Annotated in this window: 24 protein-coding genes and 1 tRNA gene; 15 read left to right on the forward strand and 10 right to left on the reverse strand. The window is 72.1% G+C overall.

Going from position 1 to position 23472, the window contains the following annotated elements; all coding sequences use genetic code 11:
• The first annotated feature begins 34 nt into the window (after positions 1 to 34).
• On the forward strand, positions 35 to 754 hold the full coding sequence (locus LVO85_RS07605) for a CDP-alcohol phosphatidyltransferase family protein (RefSeq protein ID WP_232746796.1): 720 nt from the start codon (positions 35 to 37) through the stop codon (positions 752 to 754).
• Here the strand turns inward: LVO85_RS07605 and LVO85_RS07610 are convergent.
• On the reverse strand, positions 698 to 1672 hold the full coding sequence (locus LVO85_RS07610) for a glycosyltransferase family 2 protein (RefSeq protein WP_232746797.1): 975 nt from the start codon (positions 1670 to 1672) through the stop codon (positions 698 to 700). The genes LVO85_RS07605 and LVO85_RS07610 overlap by 57 nt on opposite strands.
• A 41-nt stretch (positions 1673 to 1713) precedes the next feature.
• Here LVO85_RS07610 and LVO85_RS07615 point away from each other — a divergent pair, with 41 nt between their 5' ends.
• The 4 genes from LVO85_RS07615 to LVO85_RS07630 are packed head-to-tail and all read left to right on the forward strand — an operon-like array spanning position 1714 to position 3547.
• Positions 1714 to 1935 (forward strand): hypothetical protein, encoded by a 222-nt coding sequence (locus LVO85_RS07615; RefSeq protein WP_232746798.1) that lies wholly within the window; start codon positions 1714 to 1716, stop codon positions 1933 to 1935.
• Positions 1935 to 2519, forward strand: a complete 585-nt coding sequence (gene nadD / locus LVO85_RS07620) for a nicotinate-nucleotide adenylyltransferase (RefSeq protein ID WP_232746799.1) — start codon at positions 1935 to 1937, stop codon at positions 2517 to 2519. Before LVO85_RS07615 ends, nadD begins: the two co-directional genes overlap by 1 nt.
• Positions 2520 to 2936, forward strand: a complete 417-nt coding sequence (rsfS, locus tag LVO85_RS07625) for a ribosome silencing factor (RefSeq protein ID WP_232746800.1) — start codon at positions 2520 to 2522, stop codon at positions 2934 to 2936.
• Positions 2933 to 3547 (forward strand): histidine phosphatase family protein, encoded by a 615-nt coding sequence (locus LVO85_RS07630; protein WP_232746801.1) that lies wholly within the window; start codon positions 2933 to 2935, stop codon positions 3545 to 3547. The genes rsfS and LVO85_RS07630 overlap by 4 nt, the downstream gene beginning before the upstream one ends.
• On the opposite strand, the gene LVO85_RS07635 is transcribed toward LVO85_RS07630, so the two are convergent.
• Genes LVO85_RS07635 through LVO85_RS07645 form a run of 3 tightly spaced genes read right to left on the reverse strand, consistent with a single transcriptional unit; the run spans position 3519 to position 5751 of the window.
• On the reverse strand, positions 3519 to 4757 hold the full coding sequence (locus tag LVO85_RS07635; RefSeq protein ID WP_232746802.1) for an FAD-binding domain-containing protein: 1239 nt from the start codon (positions 4755 to 4757) through the stop codon (positions 3519 to 3521). The genes LVO85_RS07630 and LVO85_RS07635 overlap by 29 nt on opposite strands.
• Positions 4750 to 5142, reverse strand: coding sequence for a DUF2256 and DUF3253 domain-containing protein (locus LVO85_RS17005; protein ID WP_232746803.1), 393 nt, complete (start codon positions 5140 to 5142; stop codon positions 4750 to 4752). Before LVO85_RS17005 ends, LVO85_RS07635 begins: the two co-directional genes overlap by 8 nt.
• Positions 5143 to 5157: 15 nt before the next feature.
• Complete coding sequence (locus tag LVO85_RS07645) at positions 5158 to 5751, reverse strand: nitroreductase family protein (RefSeq protein ID WP_232746804.1); 594 nt, start codon at positions 5749 to 5751, stop codon at positions 5158 to 5160.
• Positions 5752 to 5882: 131 nt separating this feature from the next.
• Here LVO85_RS07645 and LVO85_RS07650 point away from each other — a divergent pair.
• Positions 5883 to 5955: transfer RNA gene (locus LVO85_RS07650), tRNA-Ala, on the forward strand.
• 89 nt (positions 5956 to 6044) lie between these two features.
• On the opposite strand, the gene LVO85_RS07655 is transcribed toward LVO85_RS07650, so the two are convergent.
• Positions 6045 to 6758 carry an IclR family transcriptional regulator gene (locus LVO85_RS07655; protein ID WP_232746805.1) on the reverse strand — a complete coding sequence of 238 codons (714 nt, stop codon included), beginning with the start codon at positions 6756 to 6758 and terminating at the stop codon, positions 6045 to 6047.
• Between the two features lie 220 nt (positions 6759 to 6978).
• Between LVO85_RS07655 and LVO85_RS07660 the strand changes: the two genes are divergently transcribed.
• The 5 genes from LVO85_RS07660 (at position 6979) to ppk2 (ending at position 12705) form a co-directional block, all read left to right on the forward strand.
• On the forward strand, positions 6979 to 8781 hold the full coding sequence (locus tag LVO85_RS07660; RefSeq protein WP_232746806.1) for an L-lactate permease: 1803 nt from the start codon (positions 6979 to 6981) through the stop codon (positions 8779 to 8781).
• Positions 8782 to 8807: 26 nt separating this feature from the next.
• Positions 8808 to 9569, forward strand: coding sequence for a (Fe-S)-binding protein (locus LVO85_RS07665; RefSeq protein WP_232746807.1), 762 nt, complete (start codon positions 8808 to 8810; stop codon positions 9567 to 9569).
• A complete protein-coding gene (locus LVO85_RS07670) occupies positions 9566 to 11086 on the forward strand; it encodes a LutB/LldF family L-lactate oxidation iron-sulfur protein (RefSeq protein ID WP_232746808.1) in 1521 nt (506 codons plus the stop codon). Before LVO85_RS07665 ends, LVO85_RS07670 begins: the two co-directional genes overlap by 4 nt.
• On the forward strand, positions 11079 to 11720 hold the full coding sequence (locus tag LVO85_RS07675) for a LutC/YkgG family protein (protein ID WP_232746809.1): 642 nt from the start codon (positions 11079 to 11081) through the stop codon (positions 11718 to 11720). The genes LVO85_RS07670 and LVO85_RS07675 overlap by 8 nt, the downstream gene beginning before the upstream one ends.
• A gap of 88 nt (positions 11721 to 11808) precedes the next feature.
• Complete coding sequence (ppk2, locus tag LVO85_RS07680; protein ID WP_232746810.1) at positions 11809 to 12705, forward strand: polyphosphate kinase 2; 897 nt, start codon at positions 11809 to 11811, stop codon at positions 12703 to 12705.
• A 21-nt stretch (positions 12706 to 12726) separates the two neighbouring features.
• Here ppk2 and LVO85_RS07685 read toward each other — a convergent pair whose 3' ends face one another.
• The 4 genes from LVO85_RS07685 to aceB are packed head-to-tail and all read right to left on the reverse strand — an operon-like array spanning position 12727 to position 18477.
• Positions 12727 to 14067 carry a heterodisulfide reductase-related iron-sulfur binding cluster gene (locus LVO85_RS07685; protein ID WP_232746811.1) on the reverse strand — a complete coding sequence of 447 codons (1341 nt, stop codon included), beginning with the start codon at positions 14065 to 14067 and terminating at the stop codon, positions 12727 to 12729.
• A complete protein-coding gene (locus LVO85_RS07690) occupies positions 14067 to 15284 on the reverse strand; it encodes an FAD-binding oxidoreductase (RefSeq protein ID WP_232746812.1) in 1218 nt (405 codons plus the stop codon). Before LVO85_RS07690 ends, LVO85_RS07685 begins: the two co-directional genes overlap by 1 nt.
• Entirely contained in the window at positions 15284 to 16861 is a 1578-nt protein-coding gene (locus LVO85_RS07695; RefSeq protein ID WP_232746813.1) for an FAD-linked oxidase C-terminal domain-containing protein, read from the reverse strand. The genes LVO85_RS07690 and LVO85_RS07695 overlap by 1 nt, the downstream gene beginning before the upstream one ends.
• A gap of 26 nt (positions 16862 to 16887) precedes the next feature.
• The gene (aceB, locus tag LVO85_RS07700) at positions 16888 to 18477 is read right to left on the reverse strand and encodes a malate synthase A (RefSeq protein WP_232746814.1); all 1590 of its coding nucleotides are present in this window, start codon (positions 18475 to 18477) and stop codon (positions 16888 to 16890) included.
• 158 nt (positions 18478 to 18635) lie between these two features.
• Between aceB and lepA the strand changes: the two genes are divergently transcribed.
• Together lepA and trmB are read left to right on the forward strand one after the other, a co-directional pair.
• The gene (gene lepA / locus LVO85_RS07705) at positions 18636 to 20513 is read left to right on the forward strand and encodes a translation elongation factor 4 (protein WP_232746815.1); all 1878 of its coding nucleotides are present in this window, start codon (positions 18636 to 18638) and stop codon (positions 20511 to 20513) included.
• Complete coding sequence (trmB, locus tag LVO85_RS07710) at positions 20510 to 21265, forward strand: tRNA (guanosine(46)-N7)-methyltransferase TrmB (protein WP_232746816.1); 756 nt, start codon at positions 20510 to 20512, stop codon at positions 21263 to 21265. Before lepA ends, trmB begins: the two co-directional genes overlap by 4 nt.
• A gap of 56 nt (positions 21266 to 21321) precedes the next feature.
• Here trmB and LVO85_RS07715 read toward each other — a convergent pair whose 3' ends face one another.
• Positions 21322 to 21654, reverse strand: a complete 333-nt coding sequence (locus tag LVO85_RS07715) for a DUF559 domain-containing protein (protein WP_232746817.1) — start codon at positions 21652 to 21654, stop codon at positions 21322 to 21324.
• 76 nt (positions 21655 to 21730) lie between these two features.
• Between LVO85_RS07715 and LVO85_RS07720 the strand changes: the two genes are divergently transcribed.
• Together LVO85_RS07720 and hemW are read left to right on the forward strand one after the other, a co-directional pair.
• A complete protein-coding gene (locus LVO85_RS07720) occupies positions 21731 to 21871 on the forward strand; it encodes a hypothetical protein (protein ID WP_232746818.1) in 141 nt (46 codons plus the stop codon).
• 331 nt (positions 21872 to 22202) lie between these two features.
• Positions 22203 to 23447, forward strand: a complete 1245-nt coding sequence (gene hemW / locus LVO85_RS07725) for a radical SAM family heme chaperone HemW (RefSeq protein WP_232746819.1) — start codon at positions 22203 to 22205, stop codon at positions 23445 to 23447.
• Positions 23448 to 23472: the final 25 nt, after the last annotated feature.

Raw genomic sequence — 23472 nt, forward strand, 5'->3', positions numbered from 1 at the left:
ATACGAAGGGCTCTGCGCTCCGTAGGGTGTGCCCATGTCTCCGGCCGTGCCCCCCCTGCGCATGGGGGCGCAGGGGGCTGCCGCGCTGGTGCTCACGGTCCTGGCCTGTGTGCTCATCCTCGGGCAGGGCTCCCCGCGGCCCTCGGGGCCCGGCGCAGTCGCGGCCGTGGCGGCGGGCACGGCCTTCCTGCTGGTCTTCCTGGCAGGGCTGTCCCGTCGGCGGCCGCGCCGGTACGGTCCGGCGGACACGGTCACCCTGGTGCGTGCAGGTCTGGCCTCCGTCTGCACGTGCTGGATGGTGCTCACGCTGCAGGGAGCTCTCCCGGCGCAGTCCTGGTGGCTGCTCGGCATCAGCGTGACCGCGCTGGTGCTGGACGGGGTCGACGGGGCGATCGCGCGTCGGACCGCGTCCTCGAGCGGTGCAGGTGGGCGGCTCGACGCGGAGACCGACGCCGCCCTGATCCTGGTCCTGTCGGTCGTCGCGGCGCAGGTCGTCGGCTGGTGGGTCCTGCTGAGCGGCCTGATGCGCTACCTGTTCCTCCTGGGCCAGTGGCTGCGACCGCGCTGGCGCCGTCCGCTGCCCTACAGCCAGGCCCGTCGGACGGTCGCCGCGACGCAAGGCGGGATCCTGGCGGGGATCACCGGGCCGGTCGTGCCCTGGTGGCTGGCGGCGCTGGCCGCTGCCGTGGGACTGGGGCTACTCCTGTGGTCCTTCTCCCGGGACGTGCTCGTCCTGGAGGCCCAGGGACGCTGAGTCGTGGGCGATGTAGTAGGTCGGGCGTCCCTGCAGGGTGGCGTAGATGCGCCCGACGTACTCTCCGAGCACCCCCAGGCAGAGCAGCTGCACGGCCCCGACGGCCGCGACGACGACCACGGTGGAGGTCCAGCCGGCCACGGTGAACCCTGCGACCTTGGCCGCGACGGCATACGCGAGCAGCAGCAGCGCGCCGACGAAGCCTCCGAGACCGAACCACGTGGCCAGGCGCAGCGGGGCCAGCGAGAAGCCGGTGAAGCCGTCGACCGACAGGCGCAGCATCGTGCCGAGGGGGTACTTGCTGGTGCCTGCCGCCCGGGCGTCGCGGACGTAGCCCACCGAGGCCGACGGGAAGCCGAGGGAGGGCACCACGAGCCGCAGCACCCGGTGCGCCTCCGGCAAGGCGTTGACCGCGTCGACCGTCGCCCTCGACATCATCCTGAAGTCGCCCGCGTCGTCGGGGGCGTCCCGTGCGCCCGCGGCGCGCATCACGCCGTAGAAGGCGCGCGCGGTGGAGCGCTTGAACAGCGAGTCCGACGAACGGTCGGTCCGCACGCCGTAGACGACGTCGACACCCTGCGACCGGGCGGCCTGCAGCATCGGCACGATCACCTCGGGTGGGTCCTGCAGGTCGGCGTCGAGGGTGACGACCCAGTCACCCCGCGCGCAGGCCAGACCGGCGGAGATGGCGGCCTGGTGGCCGGCGTTGGCCCGCAGCCGGACGACCCGCAGCTGCGGCCACTCCCGCCGGTGCCGCTGCAGCAGCACGGGGGTCTGGTCGCGGCTGCCGTCGTCGACGGCCACCACCTCGTAGGTGACGTCGAGGCCGTCGAGCACACGCCGCAGGCGCGCGACCAGCAGGGGCAGCACCTCGGCCTCGTCGTACATGGGCACGACGACGGACAGGTGCACGGACATGCCCACCACTGTAGGCGGCGGACGACGGGTAAGGTGTGCCCATGACGTCTGTGCTGTTCGCGGCTGCCGAGGGCGAGGCCCACCACAACGAGCTGATCTTCGACCCGATCTGGTTCGGCGTGATCGCCTTCGGGCTGCTGATGGCGCTGCTGGCGCTGCTCTGGAGCTTCCGCAACACCCTGGCGCTCGACCCGCACACCGAGCACGAGGAGACCGGCACCGACGTGAGCGCCAGCCCCGACTCGGGACGCAGTAGCCACTGATGCGCCTGGGTGTGATGGGTGGGACCTTCGATCCCATCCACCACGGCCACCTGGTGGCCGCCAGCGAGGCCGCAGCCCTGCTCGACCTGGACGAGGTGGTGTTCGTGCCCACCGGCCAGCCCTACCGCAAGGACGCCAGGACGGTGACGCCGGCCGAGCACCGCTACCTCATGACCGTCATCGCGACCGCATCCAACCCGCACTTCACGGTCAGCCGGGTCGACATCGACCGGGCGGGCCCGACCTACACGCTGGACACGTTGCGCGACCTGCGGGCCGAGCGGCCGGACGCCGAGATGTTCTTCATCACCGGTGCCGACGCCCTGGCCCAGATCCTGTCCTGGAAGGGCGTGGACGAGCTGTGGCGGCTCGCGCACTTCGTCGGCGTGACCCGCCCCGGTCACCACCTGTCCGACGACGGGCTGCCCGAGGACCGGGTCACCCTGCTGGAGGTGCCGGCGATGGCGATCTCATCCTCGGACTGCCGTGAGCGGCGGGCCTCCGGCCGACCGGTCTGGTACCTCGTGCCCGACGGCGTCGTCCAGTACATCGGCAAGTACGACCTCTACACCAAGGAGCACTGAGTGGCGGCGACCCAACGGGCCCTCGACCTCGCGCAGGCAGCCGCTGCGGCGGCCGCGGACAAGCTGGCCAAGGAGGTGGTGGCCCTCGATGTCAGCGAGCAGCTGGCCCTCACGGACGTCTTCGTCATCGCCTCCGCCCCCAACGAGCGACAGGTCGACGCCGTCGTCGACGCCGTCGAGGAGCGGCTGCTGCAGCTCAAGGCCAAGCCGCTGCGCCGGGAGGGGCACAAGGAGTCGCGCTGGGTCCTGCTCGACTACGGCGACATCGTCGTGCACGTGATGCACTCGGACGACCGCGAGTTCTACGCCCTGGAGCGTCTCTGGAAGGACTGCCCGACCGTGGCACTCGCCATCCACGACGTGCCCGACCAGGACAGCGCTGCCGAGCCCGAGACAGCGGGCGACGACGACTCGTGAGCCGCCGGCTCGTCGTCTGGCGCCACGGGGAGACCGACCACAACGCGGGCGGCGTCTACCAGGGACAGCTCGACACGCACCTGTCCTCACGGGGGCACGAGCAGGCGCGGCGCGCCGCGGCGGTCCTGGCCGGTCATGCCCCGGACCGGATCGTGGCCAGTGACCTGGCACGTGCCATGGACACCGCCGCAGCCCTGGCTGCTGCGACCGGGCTGGCCGTCGACCACGACCCCCGGCTGCGGGAGATCGACGTCGGCTCCTGGGCCGGTCGCAGCCACACCGACATCGTCGAGGCCTACCCCGAGGACACTGCCGCCATCGCCCGGGGGCACGACGTGGTGCGGGGTGAGCACGGTGAGAGCGTCGAGCACGTCGCCCGGCGCACCGCCGCGGCCGCAGCCGACATCACCGCGGCGATGGGCCCGGACGACCTGGTGGTCGTCGCGACCCACGGGATGGCCGGCCGCACCATGGTGGCCGGGCTGCTCGGCTGGACCCAGCGTGACGCGTGGCTGTGCCTGGTCGGTCTGCGCAACTGTCACTGGGCCGAGCTGGAGGAGCAGTCGACCGGCTGGCGCCTGGTCAGCTGGAACGCCTCCGCCACGCACTGAACGAGGTCACCGGGCCGCCGTGCGGTCTGACCAGCCACGGCCAAGGGTGCAGCGCGGCCACGTCGAGACGCTCGAGGCTGCGTCGGAAGCCCGGCACGGGCGCGAACGTCACGGCCGGACGGCGGTCGGTCATCGCCTCGACCGGGGAGCCGAGCAGCACCTGCAGCTCGCGTCGCGACGCCAGGTCGGCGAGCGTCTCGGCGAGGAAGACCAGGCGCTTGCCGGACAGGCGCAGCCGCGTGAGCAGCGGCTCGTCGAAGACGAAGGTGACCGGGAGCCGCGGGTGGGCCGTGAGGGCAGGGTCGGCGTCGCCCAGTGACTCCGCCGTCAGCCAGACCACGCCGGGCCTGCCGGCGCCGGTGGGCCGGTCGGGTCCCGCGGTCTCCGACGACGCGGGGTCCGTGCGCAGCAGGGGAGCGGGCGGTGCTGCGGCGAGAGGGCGTTCGGGCGGCCGGTCCTCGACCGGACAGGCGCTCGCCAGCGCGCAGGAGGCGCACAGCCCGGGGGCCCGTGTGCGGACGTTCCACCGCGAGAAGCCGTACGGTCGGCCGGTCCCGGCCCCCACGGTCCACTGCCAGCCCAGGCGGTTGGCGGCACGCGAGCCGTCGAGCAGGTGCCGGAAGAAGTGGTCCTCCCCGTCACGCCACCCCCACTCCCCGCGCACGGACCAGTGCGACGCGAGCCACAGCCGGGTCTGGTTGGTCACCCACCCGTCCTCGAGGAGCTCCTGCGAGGCGAGGTCCAGGCAGGCCATCCGCGGGTCCCACACCGCGTCCGGCGGCGGAGCGGGCACCGTCCGCTCGGGCACGGCATACCGCAGGGACCGGCCGTTCCTGGTGCCGAGCCGGGCGTAGGCGTGCCGGGCGAACTCCTGCCACAGGAGCTCGTCACGGAACCGTCGCACGTCCTCCGGTGGCCCTTGCGCCACGTGCTCCCACACCGTCCGCAGGGGGAGCAGGCCGTGCCTGACCCAGGGGGACAGTGCGCTCGCCCCGCGACGCCCGACCGGCCAGACCTCGTTGCGCCGACGTGCATAGCCCGTGACGTCGAAGGCGGCCAGAGCCGTGTCGGCCGCCTGCTGGCCTCCCCGGAACCGGGGGCTGGGCCGGATCCTCCCGGCCGGTTCGGCGGTGAGGTGGCCGAGATGGTCGGCGACCCAGGCGCGTGCCGCCTCGGGCCCGGGTCCGGGCGTCGGCAGCGGCTCAGCCACGGCCGACCAGGCGCACCCGGACCGGACCTCTGGCGGTGGACGGGTCGACGACGCGACCACCCTGGGTGACCTCGACCTGCCCCGCCACGACCAGCCGACGTGCCGCGGCGCGCGCGGGCTCCATGAGCTCCCGCCACCCCTCGCCGGTGCCCACGGCGCGGGCCGCCTCACTGGGGCAGACGGTGGCCCCTCGGGCACGCTCCCGCAGCAGCTGCACCAGGGCGTCCTCCAGCTGCCGGTCCACCGGGGTGAGACCCCGTCGGCGGCAGGCGGAGGAGCACCATCGGAGGTGCTGCCAGTCCCGCTCCCAGGCCTTGCGCCACGTGATCGTCCGGCCGCAGCCGGCGCAGGACCTGGTCGGCCTCGGCGCCTCGGGAGCGGTCACCTGGGCAGTATGCCGTCAGGCGGGGTCGCGGTGGAGCACCAGGTCGGTGACCGCACGTCGTTGCCGGGGAGCGCGCTCGCGCTCGCGCAGCGGCTCGGGGAGCGCATCAGCGTCCCCCAGGGGCCCGACGGCGACGACGGTGACCGGGTCGAGCCGGGGGGGAAGGGACAGAGCCGCTCGCAGCGCCTCGGTGTCGAACCCCGCCATCTGGTGGGCGTGGAGGCCGTCGTGGTGGACCTGTGCCGTCAGGTAGGCCACGGACTGGCCGAGGTCGTAGTGGCTCCACGGCCGGGGCCGCCCGTCCGCGTCGGCCACCTCGGCGATGCTGACCACGAGCACCGCCGCCTTGTCGGCCCAGGTCCGGTTGACGCCGGCCAGGGAGCCGTGGACGAGGTGGAAGGTCGGCGAGCCCCTGCGGGCGACGACGAACCGCCACGGCTGGGAGTTGTTGGCCGAAGGGGTCCAGCGTGCGGCCTCCAGGGCGCGGTCGATCGCCGCGTCCTCGACCTCGCCCCGCGGGTCGAAGGCCCGGGGGCTCCAGCGCTCCGCCAGGACCTCGAGGATCGGGACGGCGGTGGCTGCGGTGCGGACGGTGTCGACGAGAGTCATCGTGGGCCTTCTGCGCGGTCGGTGACAGGACACATCCGGAACGCGCTCCGTTTGCCGGGCATTCCGCGCGGTGGCCGGCCGACGATTTGGTGCACCACCCCCCGTTGTGCGTATGATTCTCCGGTCCTCACGGGGCTGTGGCGCAGCTGGTAGCGCACCTCCATGGCATGGAGGGGGTCAGGGGTTCGAGTCCCCTCAGCTCCACCGTGAGCGTCCGCCAGGGCGTGTCGAAGGGGCCTCGTCCGACCGGACGGGGCCCCTTCGTACTGCCGGCCCCCCGACGCCGAGCGGGGTCAGAACGCTCGTGCCAGGTCGGTCGCCACCTCCTGCAGGTCGGCGACCAGGCCGACGGCCGCCTCTGCGGAGAGCCGCTCGACGGGTGCGGAGACCGAGAGCGCCGCGCGCACCCCGACGGGGACGGCGACGCAGCGGACCCCGACCTCCTGCTCCTCGTCGTCGAGCGCGTAGCCCTCCACCCTGGCCCGCCGGACCGCGGCCAGCACCGCCTCGCGCGTGGTGAGGGTATGCGGCGTGCGTGCCTCCATCGGTCGCGTGCCGAGCAGCCGGGCCGCCTCGTGGTCGCTCATCCCTGCGAGCGCGACCTTGCCCACCGCCGTCGAGTGCACCGGCACGCGGCGGCCGACCTCGGCGAAGATGCGCAGGGTGTGCGGAGACGGTGCCTGCGCCACGTAGACCATGAGGCCGCCCTCCAGGACCGCGAGGTTGACGGTCTCCCCGGTCCGCACGACGGCATGCCGCAGGTGCGGCAGGGCCAGGGCCCCGAGCTCGCGGTAGGCCTGGTCGCCGAGGCGGAGCGCCGCGAGCCCCACGGCATACCGGCGGTCGGCGTCCTGGCGGACGTATCCCCGGTCGGCCAGGGCCGTCAGCAGCCGGTGTGTGCTGGCCTGGGGGAGTCCGGCGCGACGCGCCACCTCGGTGACCCCCAGCGGGGCACCCGCGGCGGCGAGCGCCTCCAGGACGTCCAGGACCCGGTCGACGGACTGCACGGTCAGCCGAGATGTCCGCAGACGCGGGTGTCGGTGCGATCGACGGTCGGCACAGTGAGTTCTTCCGTTCAGTGAAAGGGCTGTTGCGGTGAGAGGAGTCCAGCGTAGCGATCCGTGACGGCGCAGGTGGCCGAGCCGGCTCGAGCCGACCCATGGCGCGACGGCCGGAATGGGTCTAGTGTCACGCCCGGGTCACCGCCGACGGAGGGAACGTGTCATCGTGGACAACTTGGGTGTGCTGAGCCTGCTGGCCCTGACGCCGATCCTGGTGGTGGGGGTGCTGCTCGCGGGTCTGCGATGGCCGGCGAAGTACGCCATGCCGGTGGGCTACGTCGTGGTCGTGCTGATCGCGCTGCTCGTCTGGGAGATGGACTTCACTGCCGTCGCAGCGGCGTCCATCGAGGGCCTGATCGTCGCGGCGACGCTGCTCTACATCGTCTTCGGAGCTCTGCTGCTGCTGTCGACCGTGACGGTGAGCGGGGCGATGTCGACGATCCGCTCGGGGTTCACGACCATCTCCCCGGACCGCCGGGTCCAGGCGATCATCATCGGCTGGCTGTTCGGGTCCTTCATCGAGGGTGCCTCAGGGTTCGGCACGCCGGCAGCCGTGGTCGCGCCGCTGCTGCTGGCCCTCGGCTTCCCCGCGATGGCGGCGGTCATGGTCGGGCTCATCATCCAGTCGACCCCGGTGAGCTTCGGTGCTGTCGGCACCCCGATCATCGTGGGCGTCGGCAACGGGCTGCGGGACGGTGACGGCGTCAACGAGCGGGCGGCCGAGATGGGGCTGACCTACCCGGAGTTCGTGGCGGAGATCGGCTTCCAGGTGGCGCTGATCCACGGGATCGTGGGTCTGCTGATCCCGCTCATCCTGGCGGTGATGCTCACCGGCTTCTTCGGCCCCGACCGCCGCTTCTCCGACGGCCTGAAGGTCGCGCCCTTCGCGCTGTACGCGGCACTGGCCATGGTGGTCCCCTCGGTGCTCGTCGCACGCTTCCTGGGCCCGGAGTTCCCCTCGCTGCTGGGCGGCCTGTTCGGCCTGGTGCTCGTCATGTTCACCTCCAGCCGGGGCTTCCTCATGCCCAAGGACACCTTCGACTTCGGGCCGCGGTCGTCCTGGGAGGAGCGGTGGATGGGCAACGTCGACCCGGAGAAGGCGGCCGACACCAGCCACACCATGAAGACGTGGTACGCCTGGCTGCCCTACGTCGTGCTCGCCGTGCTCCTCGTCGGCACCCGGGTCATCGACCCCATCCAGCAGTTCCTCACCTCCGACACACCCCCGCTGTCGCTGACCTGGCAGAACGCACTGGGCACCGGGATGGACTTCTCGGCCGTGCAGATCTTCTACTCGCCCGGGTCGATCCTGGTGCTCACCAGCGTCGTCGCCTACGGCCTCTACCGGATGAGCGGCAGCCAGATCGCCGCCACCTGGCGGATCTCGGGACGGCAGCTCGCCGGCACCGCGGTGGCGCTGCTGTTCGCCCTGCCGCTGGTGCGGGTGCTCATCCGCTCCGGTGCCGACTTCAACGACTCCGGCCTGGCCAGCATGCCGGTGGTCCTCGCCGAAGGGGCGGCCGCGGTCAGCGGGGCCAGCTGGCCGATGCTGAGCCCGACCATCGGGGCGCTCGGAGCGTTCATCGCAGGATCCAACACGGTGTCCAACCTCACCTTCGCGCTCTTCCAGTTCTCGACCGGTGAGCAGATCGGTGTCCCGCCGGAGCAGGTCGTCGCCACCCAGGCCGTCGGCGGCGCCGGCGGCAACCCGATCGCGATCCACAACATCGTGGCGGCCTCGGCGACCGTCGGGCTGCTCGGTCGTGAGGGCGACCTGATCCGTAAGACGGTCCTGGTCACCCTCTACTACTGCATCGCAGGCGGAGCGGTCGGCTACCTCATGATCTACGGCTTCGGGCTCAACCTCGGCACGGTCGCGCTGGTGCTGCTGCTCGCGGGGCTGGCCGCCCTGGTGATGTGGATGCTGCGCCGCGACGCCAGTCGGCCGCAGCAGAGCACGGTGGCCTGAACGCCGTGCGCGTGCGAGGCTGAGCCATGCGCATCGCCCTCTTCGTCACCTGTCTGGCGGACAGCCTCTTCCCCGAGGCCGCCCGGGCGACAGTGACCGTGCTGGAGAGGCTCGGCCACGAGGTGGTCTTCCCCACGGCACAGACCTGCTGCGGGCAGATGCACACCAACACCGGCTACCAGGGGCACGCGCTGGGGCTGGTGGAGCACCACGTCACGACCTTCGAGCGCGCCCTGGACGAGGGAGCCGAGGCGGTCGTCGCACCGTCGGGGTCGTGCGTGGGCTCGGTGCGGCACCAGCACGCCATGGTGGCGCGGCGAGCCGGGGACGAGGCGCTGGCGCAGCGCGCGGAGCGGGTCGCCGAGCAGACCTTCGAGCTGTCCGAGCTGCTGGTCGACCGGCTCGGCGTGACCGACGTCGGCGCTTCCTTCCCGCACCGCGTGACCTACCACCCCACCTGCCACTCCCTGCGGATGCTGCGGGTGGGGGACAAGCCCCTGCAGCTGCTCCGCGAGGTCCGCGGCATCGACCTGGTCGAGCTGCCTGCCGCCGACGAGTGCTGCGGGTTCGGTGGCACGTTCGCCATGAAGAACGCCGACACCTCGACCGCCATGCTGAGCGACAAGGTCACCCACGTGCGCGAGACCAGGGCCGCCGTGCTGACGGCCGGCGACGCCTCCTGCCTGATGCACATGGGTGGCGGGCTGAGACACCAGCGCACCGGGGTGCGCACCATGCACCTGGCCGAGATCCTCGCCTCGACCGACGGAGCGGGGGCGGTGTCATGAGCACCTACCTCGGTATGCCGTCGCGGCGGGTCCAGGAGCCGTCCTCACCGATCCAGGGTGTGAGGGACTTCCCGGCCGCGGCCCGCCAGGCACTCGGCGACTCGGTGCTGCGCCGCAACCTGGGGCACGCCACGTCGGTCATCCGCGGCAAGCGGGCCGCGGTGGTCGGCGAGGTGCCCGACTGGGAGGCGCTGCGGGACTCCGCCGAGGCGATCAAGACCGAGACGATGGCGCGCCTGCCCGAGCTGCTGGAGCAGCTGGAGGCCAACGTGACGGCCGCCGGCGGCACCGTGCACTGGGCACGCGACGCCGACGAGGCCAACCGCATCGTCACCGAGCTCGTCCGGGCGACCGGCGAGACCGAGGTCGTCAAGGTCAAGTCGATGGCCACCCAGGAGATCGGGCTCAACGAGCACCTCGAGGACGAGGGCATCACGGCCTACGAGACCGACCTGGCCGAGCTCATCGTGCAGCTCGCCGAGGACCAGCCCAGCCACATCCTGGTGCCGGCCATCCACCTCTCGCGCACGGAGATCCGCGAGGTCTTCGCCACCCGGATGCCCGGTGTCGACCCGTTGCTGACCAGCGAGCCGCGCGCGCTGGCGATGGCAGCGCGCACCTACCTGCGCGAGCTCTTCCTGCGGGCCAAGGTCGGGGTGAGCGGCGCGAACTTCGCGGTCGCCGAGACCGGCACGCTCACGGTCGTGGAGTCCGAGGGCAACGGGCGGATGTGCCTCACCCTGCCGGAGACCCTGATCACGGTGATGGGCATCGAGAAGGTGCTGCCCCGCTGGCGGGACCTCGAGGTGTTCCTCCAGCTCCTGCCCCGCTCGTCGACGGGCGAGCGGATGAACCCCTACACCACGTTCTGGACCGGCACGACGGGGCACACCGAGGGCACCACCGGGCCCGACGGGCCGAAGGAGTTCCACCTGGTGCTGCTCGACAACGGCCGCACCGACGTGCTGGCCGACGAGGTTGGACGGGCCGCCCTGCACTGCATACGCTGCTCGGCCTGCCTCAACGTCTGCCCCGTCTACGAGCGCACCGGCGGGCACAGCTACGGGTCGGTCTACCCCGGGCCCATCGGTGCGATCCTGTCCCCCCAGCTCACCGGCCTGACCGGCGACTCGGTCAACGACTCGCTGCCCTACGCCTCCTCGCTGTGCGGGGCCTGCTACGACGTGTGCCCGGTGAAGATCGACATCCCGTCCATCCTCGTCGACCTGCGGGCGCGGCACGTCGAGGCGCAGCAGAGCCGCACCGGCCTGCGTGTGCCCAGCCCCGAGGCGGTCGCCATGGCCGCCGCGGCCTACGTCATGCGCGACGAGAAGCGGTTCGCCGCCGCCACCCGCTCGATGCGATGGGGGCGTCCCTTCATGAAGGACGGGCACCTGCGCGGTCCGCTCTCCTCGGTGATGACCGGCTGGTCGAGCTCGCGCGACGTGCCCACCCTGCCGGACCAGACCTTCCGCGAGTGGTGGGCCGAGCGGGAGAGCGGTGGCCACGGTGGGTGAGGCCCGCACGGAGATCCTGCGCCGGATCCGGTCGGCGATCGGCGAGGAGCCGCACGTCCCGGTCGTGCCGCGTGGCTACCGCACGGAGGCAGGGTATGACGTCGACGTCCTCCGGGAGCTGCTGACCGAGCGCCTGCAGGACTACAAGGCGCAGGTGGTGGCGTGCGGGGACACGCGCGAGGAGATCTCCGCGGCGGTCTCCGGCGTGCTCGTCGAGCACGGGCTGACCTCCGTCGTCGCGCCGCCCCGGGTAGTGGTGGAGTGGCTCGAGGAGCCGGCGTCCGGGCAGCAGGTGCAGGTGGTCGCCGACGACCCGGAGGTGAGCACCGGCGACCTGGACGGCGTGGCAGCCGTGGTGACCGGCGCCGCGCTGGCCATCGCAGAGACCGGGGTCATCGTGCTCGACGGCGACGTGTGGTGCGGGCGTCGAGCCATCAGCCTGGTGCCGGACGTCCATGTCTGTGTGGTGCGGACCGACCAGGTCGTGGGTCTTCCGCCGGAGGCGGTGGCCCGGCTGGACCCCCGCCGGCCCCAGACCTGGGTCGCGGGGCCGAGTGCCACCAGCGACATCGAGCTCGACCGCGTGGAAGGGGTCCACGGCCCCCGCACGCTTGTCGTCGTGCTGGCCGGCTGACGCCGGGGCCGTCGACCGGCTGACGCTCCGCGACCTGCATGGGCCCTGCCACTCCCGGGGCGGGCGACCTGGGCCCTAGATTGGCCTCATGGCGCAAAAGATGAGTCTGCGTGAGTACATCGACAAGCTGAAGCTCGGCGGCTACACGGTGCGGGACGACCACGGGGACGACCCGGTGCTCATCGCTCCTGACGGGCGTGCGGTGGAGACGTGGAAGCAGGACTACCCCTACCCCCGGCTCATGTCCCGCAACAGCTACGAGGTGGAGAAGTACCTCCTGCAGATCGAGCTGCTGAAGTTCCAGTACTGGACCATCGACACGGGCGCCAAGCACGTCATCGTCTTCGAGGGCCGGGACGCCGCAGGCAAGGGCGGCACCATCAAGCGCTTCATGGAGCATCTCAACCCCCGGGCCGCCCGGGTGGTGGCGCTCACCAAGCCGACGACGACCGAGATGGGTCAGTGGTACTTCCAGCGCTACGTGGGCCACCTGCCCACCGCCGGGGAGATCGTGCTGTTCGACCGCTCCTGGTACAACCGGGCAGGGGTGGAGCGGGTCATGGGTTTCTGCAGCGGCGAGGAGTACGACGTCTTCGTCCGGCAGGCGCCGCAGTTCGAGCAGATGCTGGTGGACTCCGGCACCACGGTGACCAAGCTGTGGTTCTCCGTGACCCAGGACGAGCAGCGCACGCGCTTCGCCGTCCGCCAGATCGACCCGGTGCGGCGCTGGAAGCTGTCCCCGATGGACCTGGAGAGCCTGGACAAGTGGGAGGCCTACACGGAGGCCAAGGAGGCGATGTTCGCGCACACGGACGCCGACCACGCCCCCTGGACGACGATCAAGAGCAACGACAAGAAGCGGGCGAGGGTCAACGCGATCCGCGCCTTCCTGCACCAGTTCGACTACGAGGGCAAGGACCACGAGGTGGTATTCGCCCCGGACACCAAGCTGGTCGGGCGCGCCCGGGACGCCCTCACGGACTGACCACGGACCCGTGGGCACGCCTCAGATCGTCTCGAGGGGCACCCCGCGGATCGAGGCGTCGAGCACCAGGGCGGTGTGCGCCAGGCGGATGCGCCGGCCGGACCGCTCCAGCGAGGTGGCCACCTGCATGAGGCACCCGGGGTTGGCGGTGACCAGCAGCTCTGCGCCGGTGGACAGGATGTTGGCCGCCTTGCGGTCGCCGAGCTCGCGGGCGGGCTCGGGGTTGAGGACGTTGTAGACGCCGGCGCTGCCGCAGCAGATCTCGCTGTCCGGGATCTCCCGCACCTCCAGGCCGGGCACAGCCCGCAGCAGCTCACGCGGCTGGCTGCGGATCCCCTGGGCGTGCGCCAGGTGACAGGCGTCGTGGTAGGCGGCGACCGCCTCCACCGGGTGCCGCGGTGCGACCGGGCCGAGCTCGGCGATGATCTCGGCGAAGTCGCGCACCCGGGCGGAGAAGTCGGCCGCTCGCTGCGCGTAGTCGGGGTCGTCCGCCAGCAGGTGGACGTACTCCTTCATCGAGGACCCGCACCCCGCCGAGTTGACCACCACGTGGTCGACCCCCGCTGCGGTGAAGGTGTCGATCAGTGCCCGGGCGAAGGCGCGACCCTCCTCCTCCCGGCCGGTGTGTGTGCTGAGCGCGCCGCAGCAACCCTGCGAGCGGGGCGCGATGACGTCACAGCCCTCCGCGGCCAGCACGCGGGCGGTGGCCGCGTTGACCCCGGGGAAGAACTCGCGCTGGACGCAGCCGGTGAGCATACCCACGACCGCTCGCCGCTCACCCACGGCCGGGGTGCGCTCCGGCGTCGGCTCGGCCTTGCCCAGCTGCGGGGCCAGGGACTGCATGGTGGCCAGCTGGGGGCTGAGCCGCTCCAGGAGCCCGGAGCGCCGGAGCAGCCGGTCCGCGCCCAGCCGTTGGGTCAGACGCAGCGGGCCACGGAGGATGCGCAGCCGACGCGGGTAGGGGAACAGGGCGAAGATGGCCGAGCGCAGGGCGCGGTCCTTGGGGGTGCGGTCATGCCGGCGCTCCACCTGGGCACGGGTGGCCTCGATGAGGCGGTCGTACTGCACGCCGGACGGGCAGGAGGTGACGCAGGCCATGCAGCCCAGGCAGGCGTCGAAGTGACCGACCATGGTGTCGCTCAGCGGAGCGCCCTCCAGCCCGGTCTTCATCAGGTGGATGCGGCCCCTGGGCGAGTCCATCTCCTCGCCCCACAGCGCATACGTGGGGCACGTCGTGAGGCAGAAGCCGCAGTGGACGCAGTCGTCGACGAGCTCGGGGCTCGGTGGGCGCAGGCTGTCGAACGCGGGCTCGTCCTGGCCCCGGACACCCGGCATGCCGAGCCGCACCTGCTTGTGTGTCATCAGATTCCTCCCACGAAGCGGCCCGGGGCGAGCACCCCGGTGGGGTCGAACTCGTGCTTGACCCGGCGCATCAGGTCCAGTCCGTGCACCGGGCCCCAGACGTCCAGGGTCTCCTTGGACGCGCGGGGGGCGTCGAGCACCACCAGGCTCCCGCCGAGCATCGTGCAGGTCTCCCGCAGCTGTGCGACGGTCTCGGGCGTGCTGTCGGCCGCCGGCACCGACCCGTAGAGCACCCCGACGCCGGCTGAGCCCCGCATGTGCACGCCGGCGTCCGCGGCCTGAGCAAGCAGGGTCGGGACGCCGCTGAGACGGGTCGTCAGCTTCAGGGCGAGGTGCTCAGTGTCGGACCCGCGGTGCTGCCAGGGGTAGTGGGACGCCCAGGAGAGGTCGTCGCCGAGCTGGGCGCCGGGCAGCATCTCGTAGAGGGCCGCCGCGCGGGACTCCACGCCCCCCTCGGTGCCGGTGACCAGCACCGCGACGGTGGTGGTGTCCTCACCGGCCGGCCGGTCCACCTCGAGGGCGCCGGGCACGAGCTGGGAGTGCACCAGGGCGCCGAGCGTGTCGGTGAGCCGCCCGGCGGGGACCGGGGCCTCGACCCAGCGTGTGGCCGGGGGCACGGGGTGGAGCCGGAAGGTCGCCTCGGTGATGACCCCCAGCGTCCCGTAGGACCCGACCAGCAGCTTGCCCAGGTCGTAGCCGGCGACGTTCTTGACGACCTTGCCGCCGGACTTGGCGACGGTGCCGTCGGCCCTGACCATGGTCACGCCGATGAGCAGGTCGCGGATGGCGCCGGGGAGCATCCTGCGCGGGCCGGAGACGTTCGCCGCCAGCATCCCGCCCAGCGTGCTGGCACCCACGGGGTCGTCGACGAGCAGCTGCTGGTGCCGACCGGCGAGCGCGGCCGCGAGCGCGCGCACCGGCATACCGGCCTGGGCGGTCGCGATGAGGTCCCCGTGCGCGTGCTCCACGAGCTCGTCCATGGCCCCTGTCTCCAGGACGAGGTCCAGCCGCGTGGGCGGCGACCCCCAGGTCAGCTTGCTGCCGGTGCCCCGGACCACGACGGCGACGCCGCGCTCGTGACAGGCGCGCATCAGGGCGGAGGTCTCGGACGTCGAGGCCGGCCGCGCCACGACCCGGGCCGCCACCCCGTCGACCTCGTCGGCCTCGCCCGCCTCCCGCACCGCACAGATGTCGGCGAGCTCGTCCAGCAAGGTCATCAGAACACCTCTCCCAGCCCGGCCTCCTGCAGCGGGTGGGCGCCCTGGCGCCGCCCGGAACGCTCGCCGCACAACCGGGGCGTCGGGTAGATCTTGCCCGGGTTGGCGATGCCGTGCGGGTCGAAGGCGCAGCGGACGAGCTGCATGGTGTCCAGGTCGTCGTCGGTGAACATCCGCGGCATGTACTTCGCCTTGTCCGAGCCGACGCCGTGCTCCCCGGTGATGGACCCTCCGTGCTCGATGCACAGGTCGAGGATCATCCCGGACACCGCCTCGGCGCGCTCGGTCTCCCCGGCCTTGCTGCCGTCGAAGAGCACCAGCGGGTGCAGGTTGCCGTCCCCGGCGTGGAAGACGTTGGCCACCCGGACCCCCTGCTCGGCCGAGATCCGGGTCATCTGCCGGAGCACCTCGGGCAGGGCGGTGCGGGGCACCACGCCGTCCTGGACGATGTAGTCGGGGGAGATACGTCCCACGGCGGCGAAGGCGGACTTGCGACCCTTCCAGATCGCGGCCCGCTCGGCGGCGTCGGTGGCCATGCGGAACTCGAAGGCGCCCTCCTGCCGGCAGATCCGCTCCACCGCGGCGTACTCGTCCGCGACCTCGTGCCGGGCGCCGTCCAGCTCGACGACCAGCACCGCGCCGGCACCGGCGGGGTAGCCACAGGACACCGCTGCCTCGGCGGCCTCGATGGCCAGGGCGTCCATGATCTCGATCGCGGCGGGCACGATGCCCGCCGCGATGATCGCGCTGGTGGCCGCGCCCGCCTCGTCGGTGCCGGCGAAGCCCGCCAGGACCGTGCGCACCTCCTGCGGCAGCCGGACCAGCCGCACCGTCGCCCGGGTGGCGACGCCCAGCGTGCCCTCCGAGCCGACGAACGCGCCGACCAGGTCGTAGCCGGGTGCGTCGGGGGCGCGGGTGCCCAGGGTCACCTGGTCACCGTCGGGCGTGACGATGTCGAGGCTGAGCACGTGGTTGGTCGTGAAGCCGTACTTCAGGCAGTGCGCACCGCCGGAGTTCTCCGCCACGTTGCCGCCGATCGAGCAGATCTGCTGGCTGGAGGGGTCAGGGGCGAAGTAGTAGCCCTCCGGGGTCGCCATCTTGGTGACCTGCAGGTTGATGACCCCGGGGTCGACCACGGCACGCTGGTCGGCAGCACTGACCTCGTGCAGGGTGCGGAGCCGGCTGGTCACCACCAGGACGCCCTCGGCGTGCGGCAGGGCTCCGCCGGACAGCCCCGTCCCGGAGCCGCGGGCGACGAACGGTACGGCGTGCCTGGCGCAGGCACGGACGGTGGCCGCGACGTGCTCGGGCGTCGACGCCAGGACCACGAGGCCGGGCGTGACCCGGTAGGCGGCGAGACCGTCGCACTCGTACGTCGCCAGGCGCGCGGGGTCGGTGAGCAGGGCCTCATCCGGGAGCGTCCCGCGCAGCTCGGCCAGGACGTCGGCGACCGTCCCGCCCCGGCTCGGTGCACCGGCCGGTGCGGTCTGGGCGCGGTCCTCGGCAGCGGGGTCGAGGCCGTGCATCATGCCGTCGGACCGGTCGGGCACCGAGGGGTGTCCTGGGTGGGTCGCCATCGTCGCCTCCGGGGGTGGTCGGGCGGTCAGGGCATGCGCTCGTAGGCGGGCAGCGTGAGGAAGTCGGCGAAGTCGTCGGCCACGGCCACCTCGAGGAAGAGCGCCTGCGCCTGCTCGTACTGCGCCGGGTCCCCGTGCAGCTTGGCGACCTCCTCCTGCACCAGGCGGTCGACGAGCTCGCGCGTGACCGTCTCACCCGTGTCCAGGGTGACGTCGTTGTGCAGCCACTGCCAGATCTGGGAGCGGGAGATCTCGGCCGTCGCGGCGTCCTCCATGAGGTCGAAGATGCCGACGGCTCCGCGGCCGGTCATCCAGGTCGCGAGGTACTGGACCGCCACCGAGATGTTGCTGCGCAGGCCAGCCTCGGTCACCCCGCCGGGGGTCTGCGAGACGGCGAGCAGGTCGTCAGCGGTGACGGACACGTCCTCCCTCTTGCGGTGCAGCTGGTGTGGCGCGTCCCCGAGGACGGCGTCGAAGGCGTCCTTGCAGGTCTGCACCATGCCGGGGTGGGCCACCCAGGACCCGTCGAAGCCGTCGTTCGCCTCACGTGTCTTGTCGGCCGCGACCTTCGCGTAGGCCGCCTCGTTCACCGACTCGTCCTTGCTGGGGATCTGGGCGGCCATGCCACCGATGGCGTGGGCGCCGCGCTTGTGGCAGGTGCGGACGAGCAGCTCGGTGTAGGCGCGCATGAACGGCACCGTCATCGTCACGGCGTTCCGGTCGGGCAACAGCATCTCGTCGCCGCGGTTCCGGTAGGTCTTGATGACGCTGAAGATGTAGTCCCACCGGCCGGCGTTGAGGCCCGAGGAGTGCTCGCGCAGCTCGTAGAGGATCTCCTCCATCTGGAAGGCCGCGGGGTAGGTCTCGATGAGGCAGGTGGCCCGGATGGTGCCGCGCGGGATGCCCAGGTGCTCCTGGGCCAGGACGAAGGCGTCGTTCCACATCCGTGCCTCGAGGTGGTGCTCCATCTTCGGCAGGTAGAAGTAGGGCCCGTAGCCGGCGTCGATCTGCGGCTGGGCAGAGCTGGCCATGTACAGGGCGAAGTCGACGAGGCCGCCGGAGACCCGCTCGCCGTCGACGGTGACGTGCTTCTCGTCCAGGTGCCAGCCCCGGGGCCGCATGACGATGACGGCGAGGTCGCCCTCGTCGAGGGAGTACTCCTTGCCCTCGGGGGAGGTGAAGTCGATGTCGCGCGTGATCGCGTCGCGCAGGTTGACCTGTCCCTCGATGACGTTGCCCCAGGTGGGGGTGTTGGCGTCCTCCTGGTCGGCCAGCCACACGCGGGCACCGGAGTTCATCGCGTTGATGGTCATCTTGCGGTCGGTGGGGCCGGTGATCTCCACCCTCCGGTCCACGAGGCCGGGGGCGGGCTCGGCCACCTGCCAGGTCTCGTCCTCACGGATGTGCCGGGTCTCCTCGAGGAAGTCGAGGCTGCCTCCGGCGTCGATGCGGTCGACCACCTCGGTGCGCGCTGCCAGGAGCTCGCGCCGGCGCGGCTCGAGGGCACGGTGCAGCGCGGCCACGAGCTTGAGCGCGGTGGGGGAGAGGATCTCCTCGTAGCCCGGTTCGACCGGGCCGGTGACCTGGACGCCTTCGGGCAGGTGCAGTGACGGCATGGACGTGACCTCGTTCCATTGAGCGGAATGACGTTGGCACTGTTCGGAATCACGATAGTCCTGCCGCTCGGCTGCCGCATCTGGTGGGTGGTCGCAGCGACCCTCTCGCGTGGGACACTGGCCAGGACTGTCCCCGAGCCCGATGAGGTCCATCCCGCGTGTCCCCGATCGCCCAGACCGCGCCGCAGCCCGCGGCCACCCCGCCCGAGGTCATCCGCAACTTCTGCATCATCGCGCACATCGACCACGGCAAGTCCACCCTGGCCGACCGCATGCTCCAGGTCACCGGCGTGGTCGGGGAGCGGCAGATGCGAGCCCAGTACCTCGACCGGATGGACATCGAGCGAGAGCGCGGCATCACGATCAAGTCGCAGGCGGTCCGGCTGCCCTGGGGGGTCACCGACCCCGCGACCGGGAGCGACACCGCATACGTGCTCAACATGATCGACACCCCGGGGCACGTCGACTTCACCTACGAGGTCAGCCGGTCGCTGGCCGCGTGCGAGGGGGCGGTCCTCGTCGTGGACGCCGCCCAGGGCATCGAGGCGCAGACGCTGGCCAACCTCTACCTGGCGATGGAGAACGACCTCACCATCATCCCGGTGCTCAACAAGATCGACCTGCCGGCCGCGCAGCCGGACAGGTATGCCGAGGAGCTGGCCGGGCTGATCGGCTGCGACCCGGAGGACGTGCTGCTGGTCTCGGGCAAGACCGGGGAGGGCGTGCCCGAGCTGCTGGACCGCATCGTGGACGAGGTCCCGGCGCCGGTCGGAGACGCCGACGCACCCGCCCGGGCGATGATCTTCGACTCGGTCTACGACACCTACCGCGGTGTGGTGACCTACGTGCGGGTCGTCGACGGGGCGCTGCGCCCCCGCGAGCGCATCCAGATGATGTCGACCCGGGCCGTCCACGAGCTGCTGGAGATCGGGGTGATCTCCCCGGAGCCGGTCGTCTCCCGCGGCCTCGGCGTCGGCGAGGTGGGCTACCTGATCACCGGGGTGAAGGACGTGCGCCAGTCGCGGGTCGGCGACACGGTCACCTCGGAGCGCCATGGTGCCACCACGTCGCTGGGGGGCTACAAGGACCCGCGTCCGATGGTCTTCTCCGGTCTCTACCCCATCGACGGCTCCGACTACCCGACGCTGCGCGACGCGCTCGACAAGCTCAAGCTCAACGACGCCGCCCTGGTCTACGAGCCCGAGACGTCGGCGGCGCTCGGGTTCGGCTTCCGCGTCGGCTTCCTCGGGATGCTCCACCTGGAGATCGTGCGGGAGCGTCTCGAGCGGGAGTCCAACCTCGACCTCATCTCGACGCTGCCCAACGTGGTCTACGAGGTGCGGATGGACGACGGGAAGGAGATCGAGGTCACCAACCCCAGCGAGTTCCCCGGCGGCAGGGTCGCCTCGATCACCGAGCCGGTGGTGCGCGCGACCATCCTGGCGCCGAGCGACTTCATCGGCACGATCATGGAGCTGTGCCAGTCGCGTCGCGGCACGCTGCGCGGGATGGACTACCTGTCCCCGGAGCGGGTCGAGATGCGCTACACGCTGCCGCTGGCCGAGATCGTGTTCGACTTCTTCGACGCCCTGAAGTCCCGCACCAAGGGCTACGCCTCGCTCGACTACGAGCCCGACGGGCAGCAGGAGTCCGACCTCGTCAAGGTCGACATCCTGCTGCAGGGCGACACCGTCGACGCGTTCAGCGCCGTCGTGCACCGGGACAAGGCCTACGCCTACGGGGTGATGATGGTCGGCAAGCTGCGCGAGCTCATCCCGCGGCAGCAGTTCGAGGTGCCGATCCAGGCGGCGATCGGCTCGCGCGTCATCGCCCGCGAGACCATCCGCGCGATCCGCAAGGACGTCACGGCGAAGTGCTACGGCGGGGACATCAGCCGCAAGCGCAAGCTGCTGGAGAAGCAGAAGGAGGGCAAGAAGCGGATGAAGATGGTCGGCACCGTGGAGGTGCCGCAGGAGGCCTTCATCGCGGCGCTCTCCCAGGACGGCGGAGCGGCGGCGGAGAAGGCCAAGAAGTGACTGCGCCCACCTCCCCGGAGCCGCGCGGCTCCGGGGACCCGGGCCGGGCTGCCGGCACCTCGCCGCACCTGTCCCGCACCCGGTCCTTCTCCCGGCGCGGTGGACGTATGCCGCAGGGCCACCGCACGGCCTACGAGCATCTGGCGGGCAGGTACGTCGTCGACGTGCCCCGTGGCGCCGGCGGTGTCACCACGGTCGACCCGGACTTCCGGCTCGACCTGCCCGGGACCTTCGGCCGGCAGGCTCCTCTCGTGGTCGAGGTGGGGTCGGGCTCGGGGGACGCGCTGCGTGCGGGCGCCCAGGCACGCCCGGACTGGGACGTGCTGGCCGTCGAGGTGTGGCGACCGGGCATCGCCCAGACCCTGGCCCGGATGGGGGAGCACCCGCTGCCGAACGTCCGCTTCGTCGAGGCCGACGCCTGCCTGGCGCTGTCCACGATGCTGGAGGCGGGCGCCGCACACGAGGTCTGGACCTTCTTCCCCGACCCCTGGCCCAAGGCCAGGCACCACAAGCGGCGGCTGATCCAGCCGGCCTTCGTGGACACCGTGCACCGCCTGCTGGAGCCGGGGGGGCTCTGGCGCATCGCCACCGACTGGTCCGACTACGCCGCGCACCTGCGTGAGGTGATGGCCGCGGACAGCCGCTGGACCCTGGCGTCGACCGGACGGGCGCCGCTGCGTCCGCGCACGCGCTTCGAGCTCAAGGGCCTTGCCGCAGGCCGCGAGATCGTCGACCTCGCCTACCGCGCCTAGCTGGGCTGCAGGTCGTCCACCCTCGGCCGGCCCGGCGTTCACTTCCACGCACTCGGTCAACGCGTGTGTCCCGGGAAGTACCGCCTCCACTCGTCGCTGCGGACGGCCACCTTCAGCCCACGAGCCTGCAGCGCGCCGCAGATCCGGTCCAGCGTGTCCTGCGGTGTGCGGTAGACGTCCTGGGCGAGCAGGACGACCACGCGCCATCCCAGGCTGTCGAGCTCCTCGCGACGACGCACGTCGCGCTTCCACTGCGAGGCGCTCTCGGCAGGCTGGCGACCGTCGTACTCCACCGCCAGACGGAGCTCGGGGTAGCTCAGGTCGAGGCGCAGCAGCACGTTGCCGTGGTCGTCGTAGGCGTGTGGTTGACGACGGGCTCGGGCAGGCATGCCAGCAGGATGAGCATGCGGGAGCGCGACCCCATGGCCGAGTCGACACCTGCGCGGACCACTCACGCGGCGCGGCGTGCGGTCGGCACACCCCGACGCCCCGGCGGACGAGCGAGTCGCCGAGGACGACCAGGTCGACCACATCGAGCACCGCGGCCAGGTCGAGGAAGGTGTGGACCGGAGCGGTGACCCGCACGCCACCCGCCGGGACGGGTGACTGCACGAGGTGGTGGTGGGGCACCACACCGCCCCCCAGCAGCGCAGCGATGTGGGGGCTGGCCACCGCTCGGTCGTCGCCGGTCGCCGGCAGCGCTGCTCGTGCCATTACAAAAGTGCCGGGGATGATCTCCGCAGACACCTAGATGCCTTGGCCAGACGACGGTAGGAGCGACCGTTGAGCTCCCTGTCCACAGGCGTCGACCGGGCCACCGAGTGCGTGGAGACGGCCGCCCGTGCCCCATGTCGACCGTCCAGCAGCACGCACTGGGACACCCCTGGGGGCTGAGCGCGGGACCGAGGCACCCGTGACGGGCTGGGACACTGGGGGTATGCCGGCACTGCCCCTCGGAGACCCCGCACCCGCCGACGGCTCGCTCCCTCCGGACGCCCTGGCGCAGGTCGGCAGCCGCCGCTTCGGTGTCTACGTGCACGTCCCGTTCTGCCGCGTCCGCTGCGGCTACTGCGACTTCAACACCTACACGATCCCTGAGCTGGGCGGGCACGGCGCCGGTGTGGAGACGTATGCCGAGGCCGCCCTCGCGGAGGTCGCGCTGGCCAGGCGGGCGCTGGAGGGGGCCGCGGTGCCGGCGGTGTCGACGGTCTTCGTCGGCGGCGGCACCCCGACCATGCTGGCGCCCGGCGACCTGGTGGGCGTCGTCGACGGCGTCGCCGACGCGTGGGGGCTGCAGGCGGGGGTCGAGGTCACCACCGAGGCCAACCCCGACACCGTGACCCCTCAGGTGGCGGAGACCCTGGCCGCGGGAGGGTTCACCCGGGTCAGCCTCGGCATGCAGTCGGCGGTCCCGCATGTGCTCGCCACGCTGGAGCGCACGCACGACCCTGCCAACGTCGCCGCGGCCGTCGCCGCCTGCCGGGCCGTCGGCCTGCAGGTGAGCCTCGACCTGATCTACGGCACACCGGGGGAGAGCCTGCAGGACTGGCGGACGAGCCTGGAGACGGCCCTGGCGCTGGAGCCCGACCATGTGAGCGCCTACGCGCTGACGGTGGAGGAGGGCACCAAGCTCGCCTCGCAGGTGCGCCGTGGCACCGTGCCGATGCCGGAGGACGACGACGAGGCCGACAAGTACGAGCTTGCGGACACGATGCTGGCCGGCGCGGGATACGACTGGTACGAGATCTCCAACTGGGCCAGGGCCGCTGACCGGCAGTGCCGCCACAACGTGGCGTACTGGGCCGGGGACGACTGGTGGGGGATCGGTCCGGGCGCCCACAGCCATGTCGGCGGCGTGCGGTGGTGGAACGTCAAGCACCCTGCTGCCTACGCGGCCCGCCTGGGCGAGGGCACCAGCCCGGCGCACGGGCGCGAGGTCCTGACACCGGGTCAGCGGCACGACGAGCGCGTGCTGCTCGGCGTCCGCCTGGCCACAGGGCTGCCGCTGGACGTCGTCCACCCGCCAGGTCGGCGGGCCGTGGCAGCGATGATCGCCGAGGGCCTGGTGGACGGGGCCGCCGCCGTGCGCGGCCGGGTCGTGCTGACCCGGCAGGGGCGGATGCTCGCGGATACCGTGGTGCACCGGCTGCTGACCGAGGACGTCGAACCCGCCTGCCCCTGAGCGGGGCAGACGGGTCCACAGGCCG

This window comes from Ornithinimicrobium sediminis, assembly GCF_021272345.1.
Taxonomy (GTDB): Bacteria; Actinomycetota; Actinomycetes; order Actinomycetales; family Dermatophilaceae; genus Ornithinicoccus; species Ornithinicoccus sediminis_B.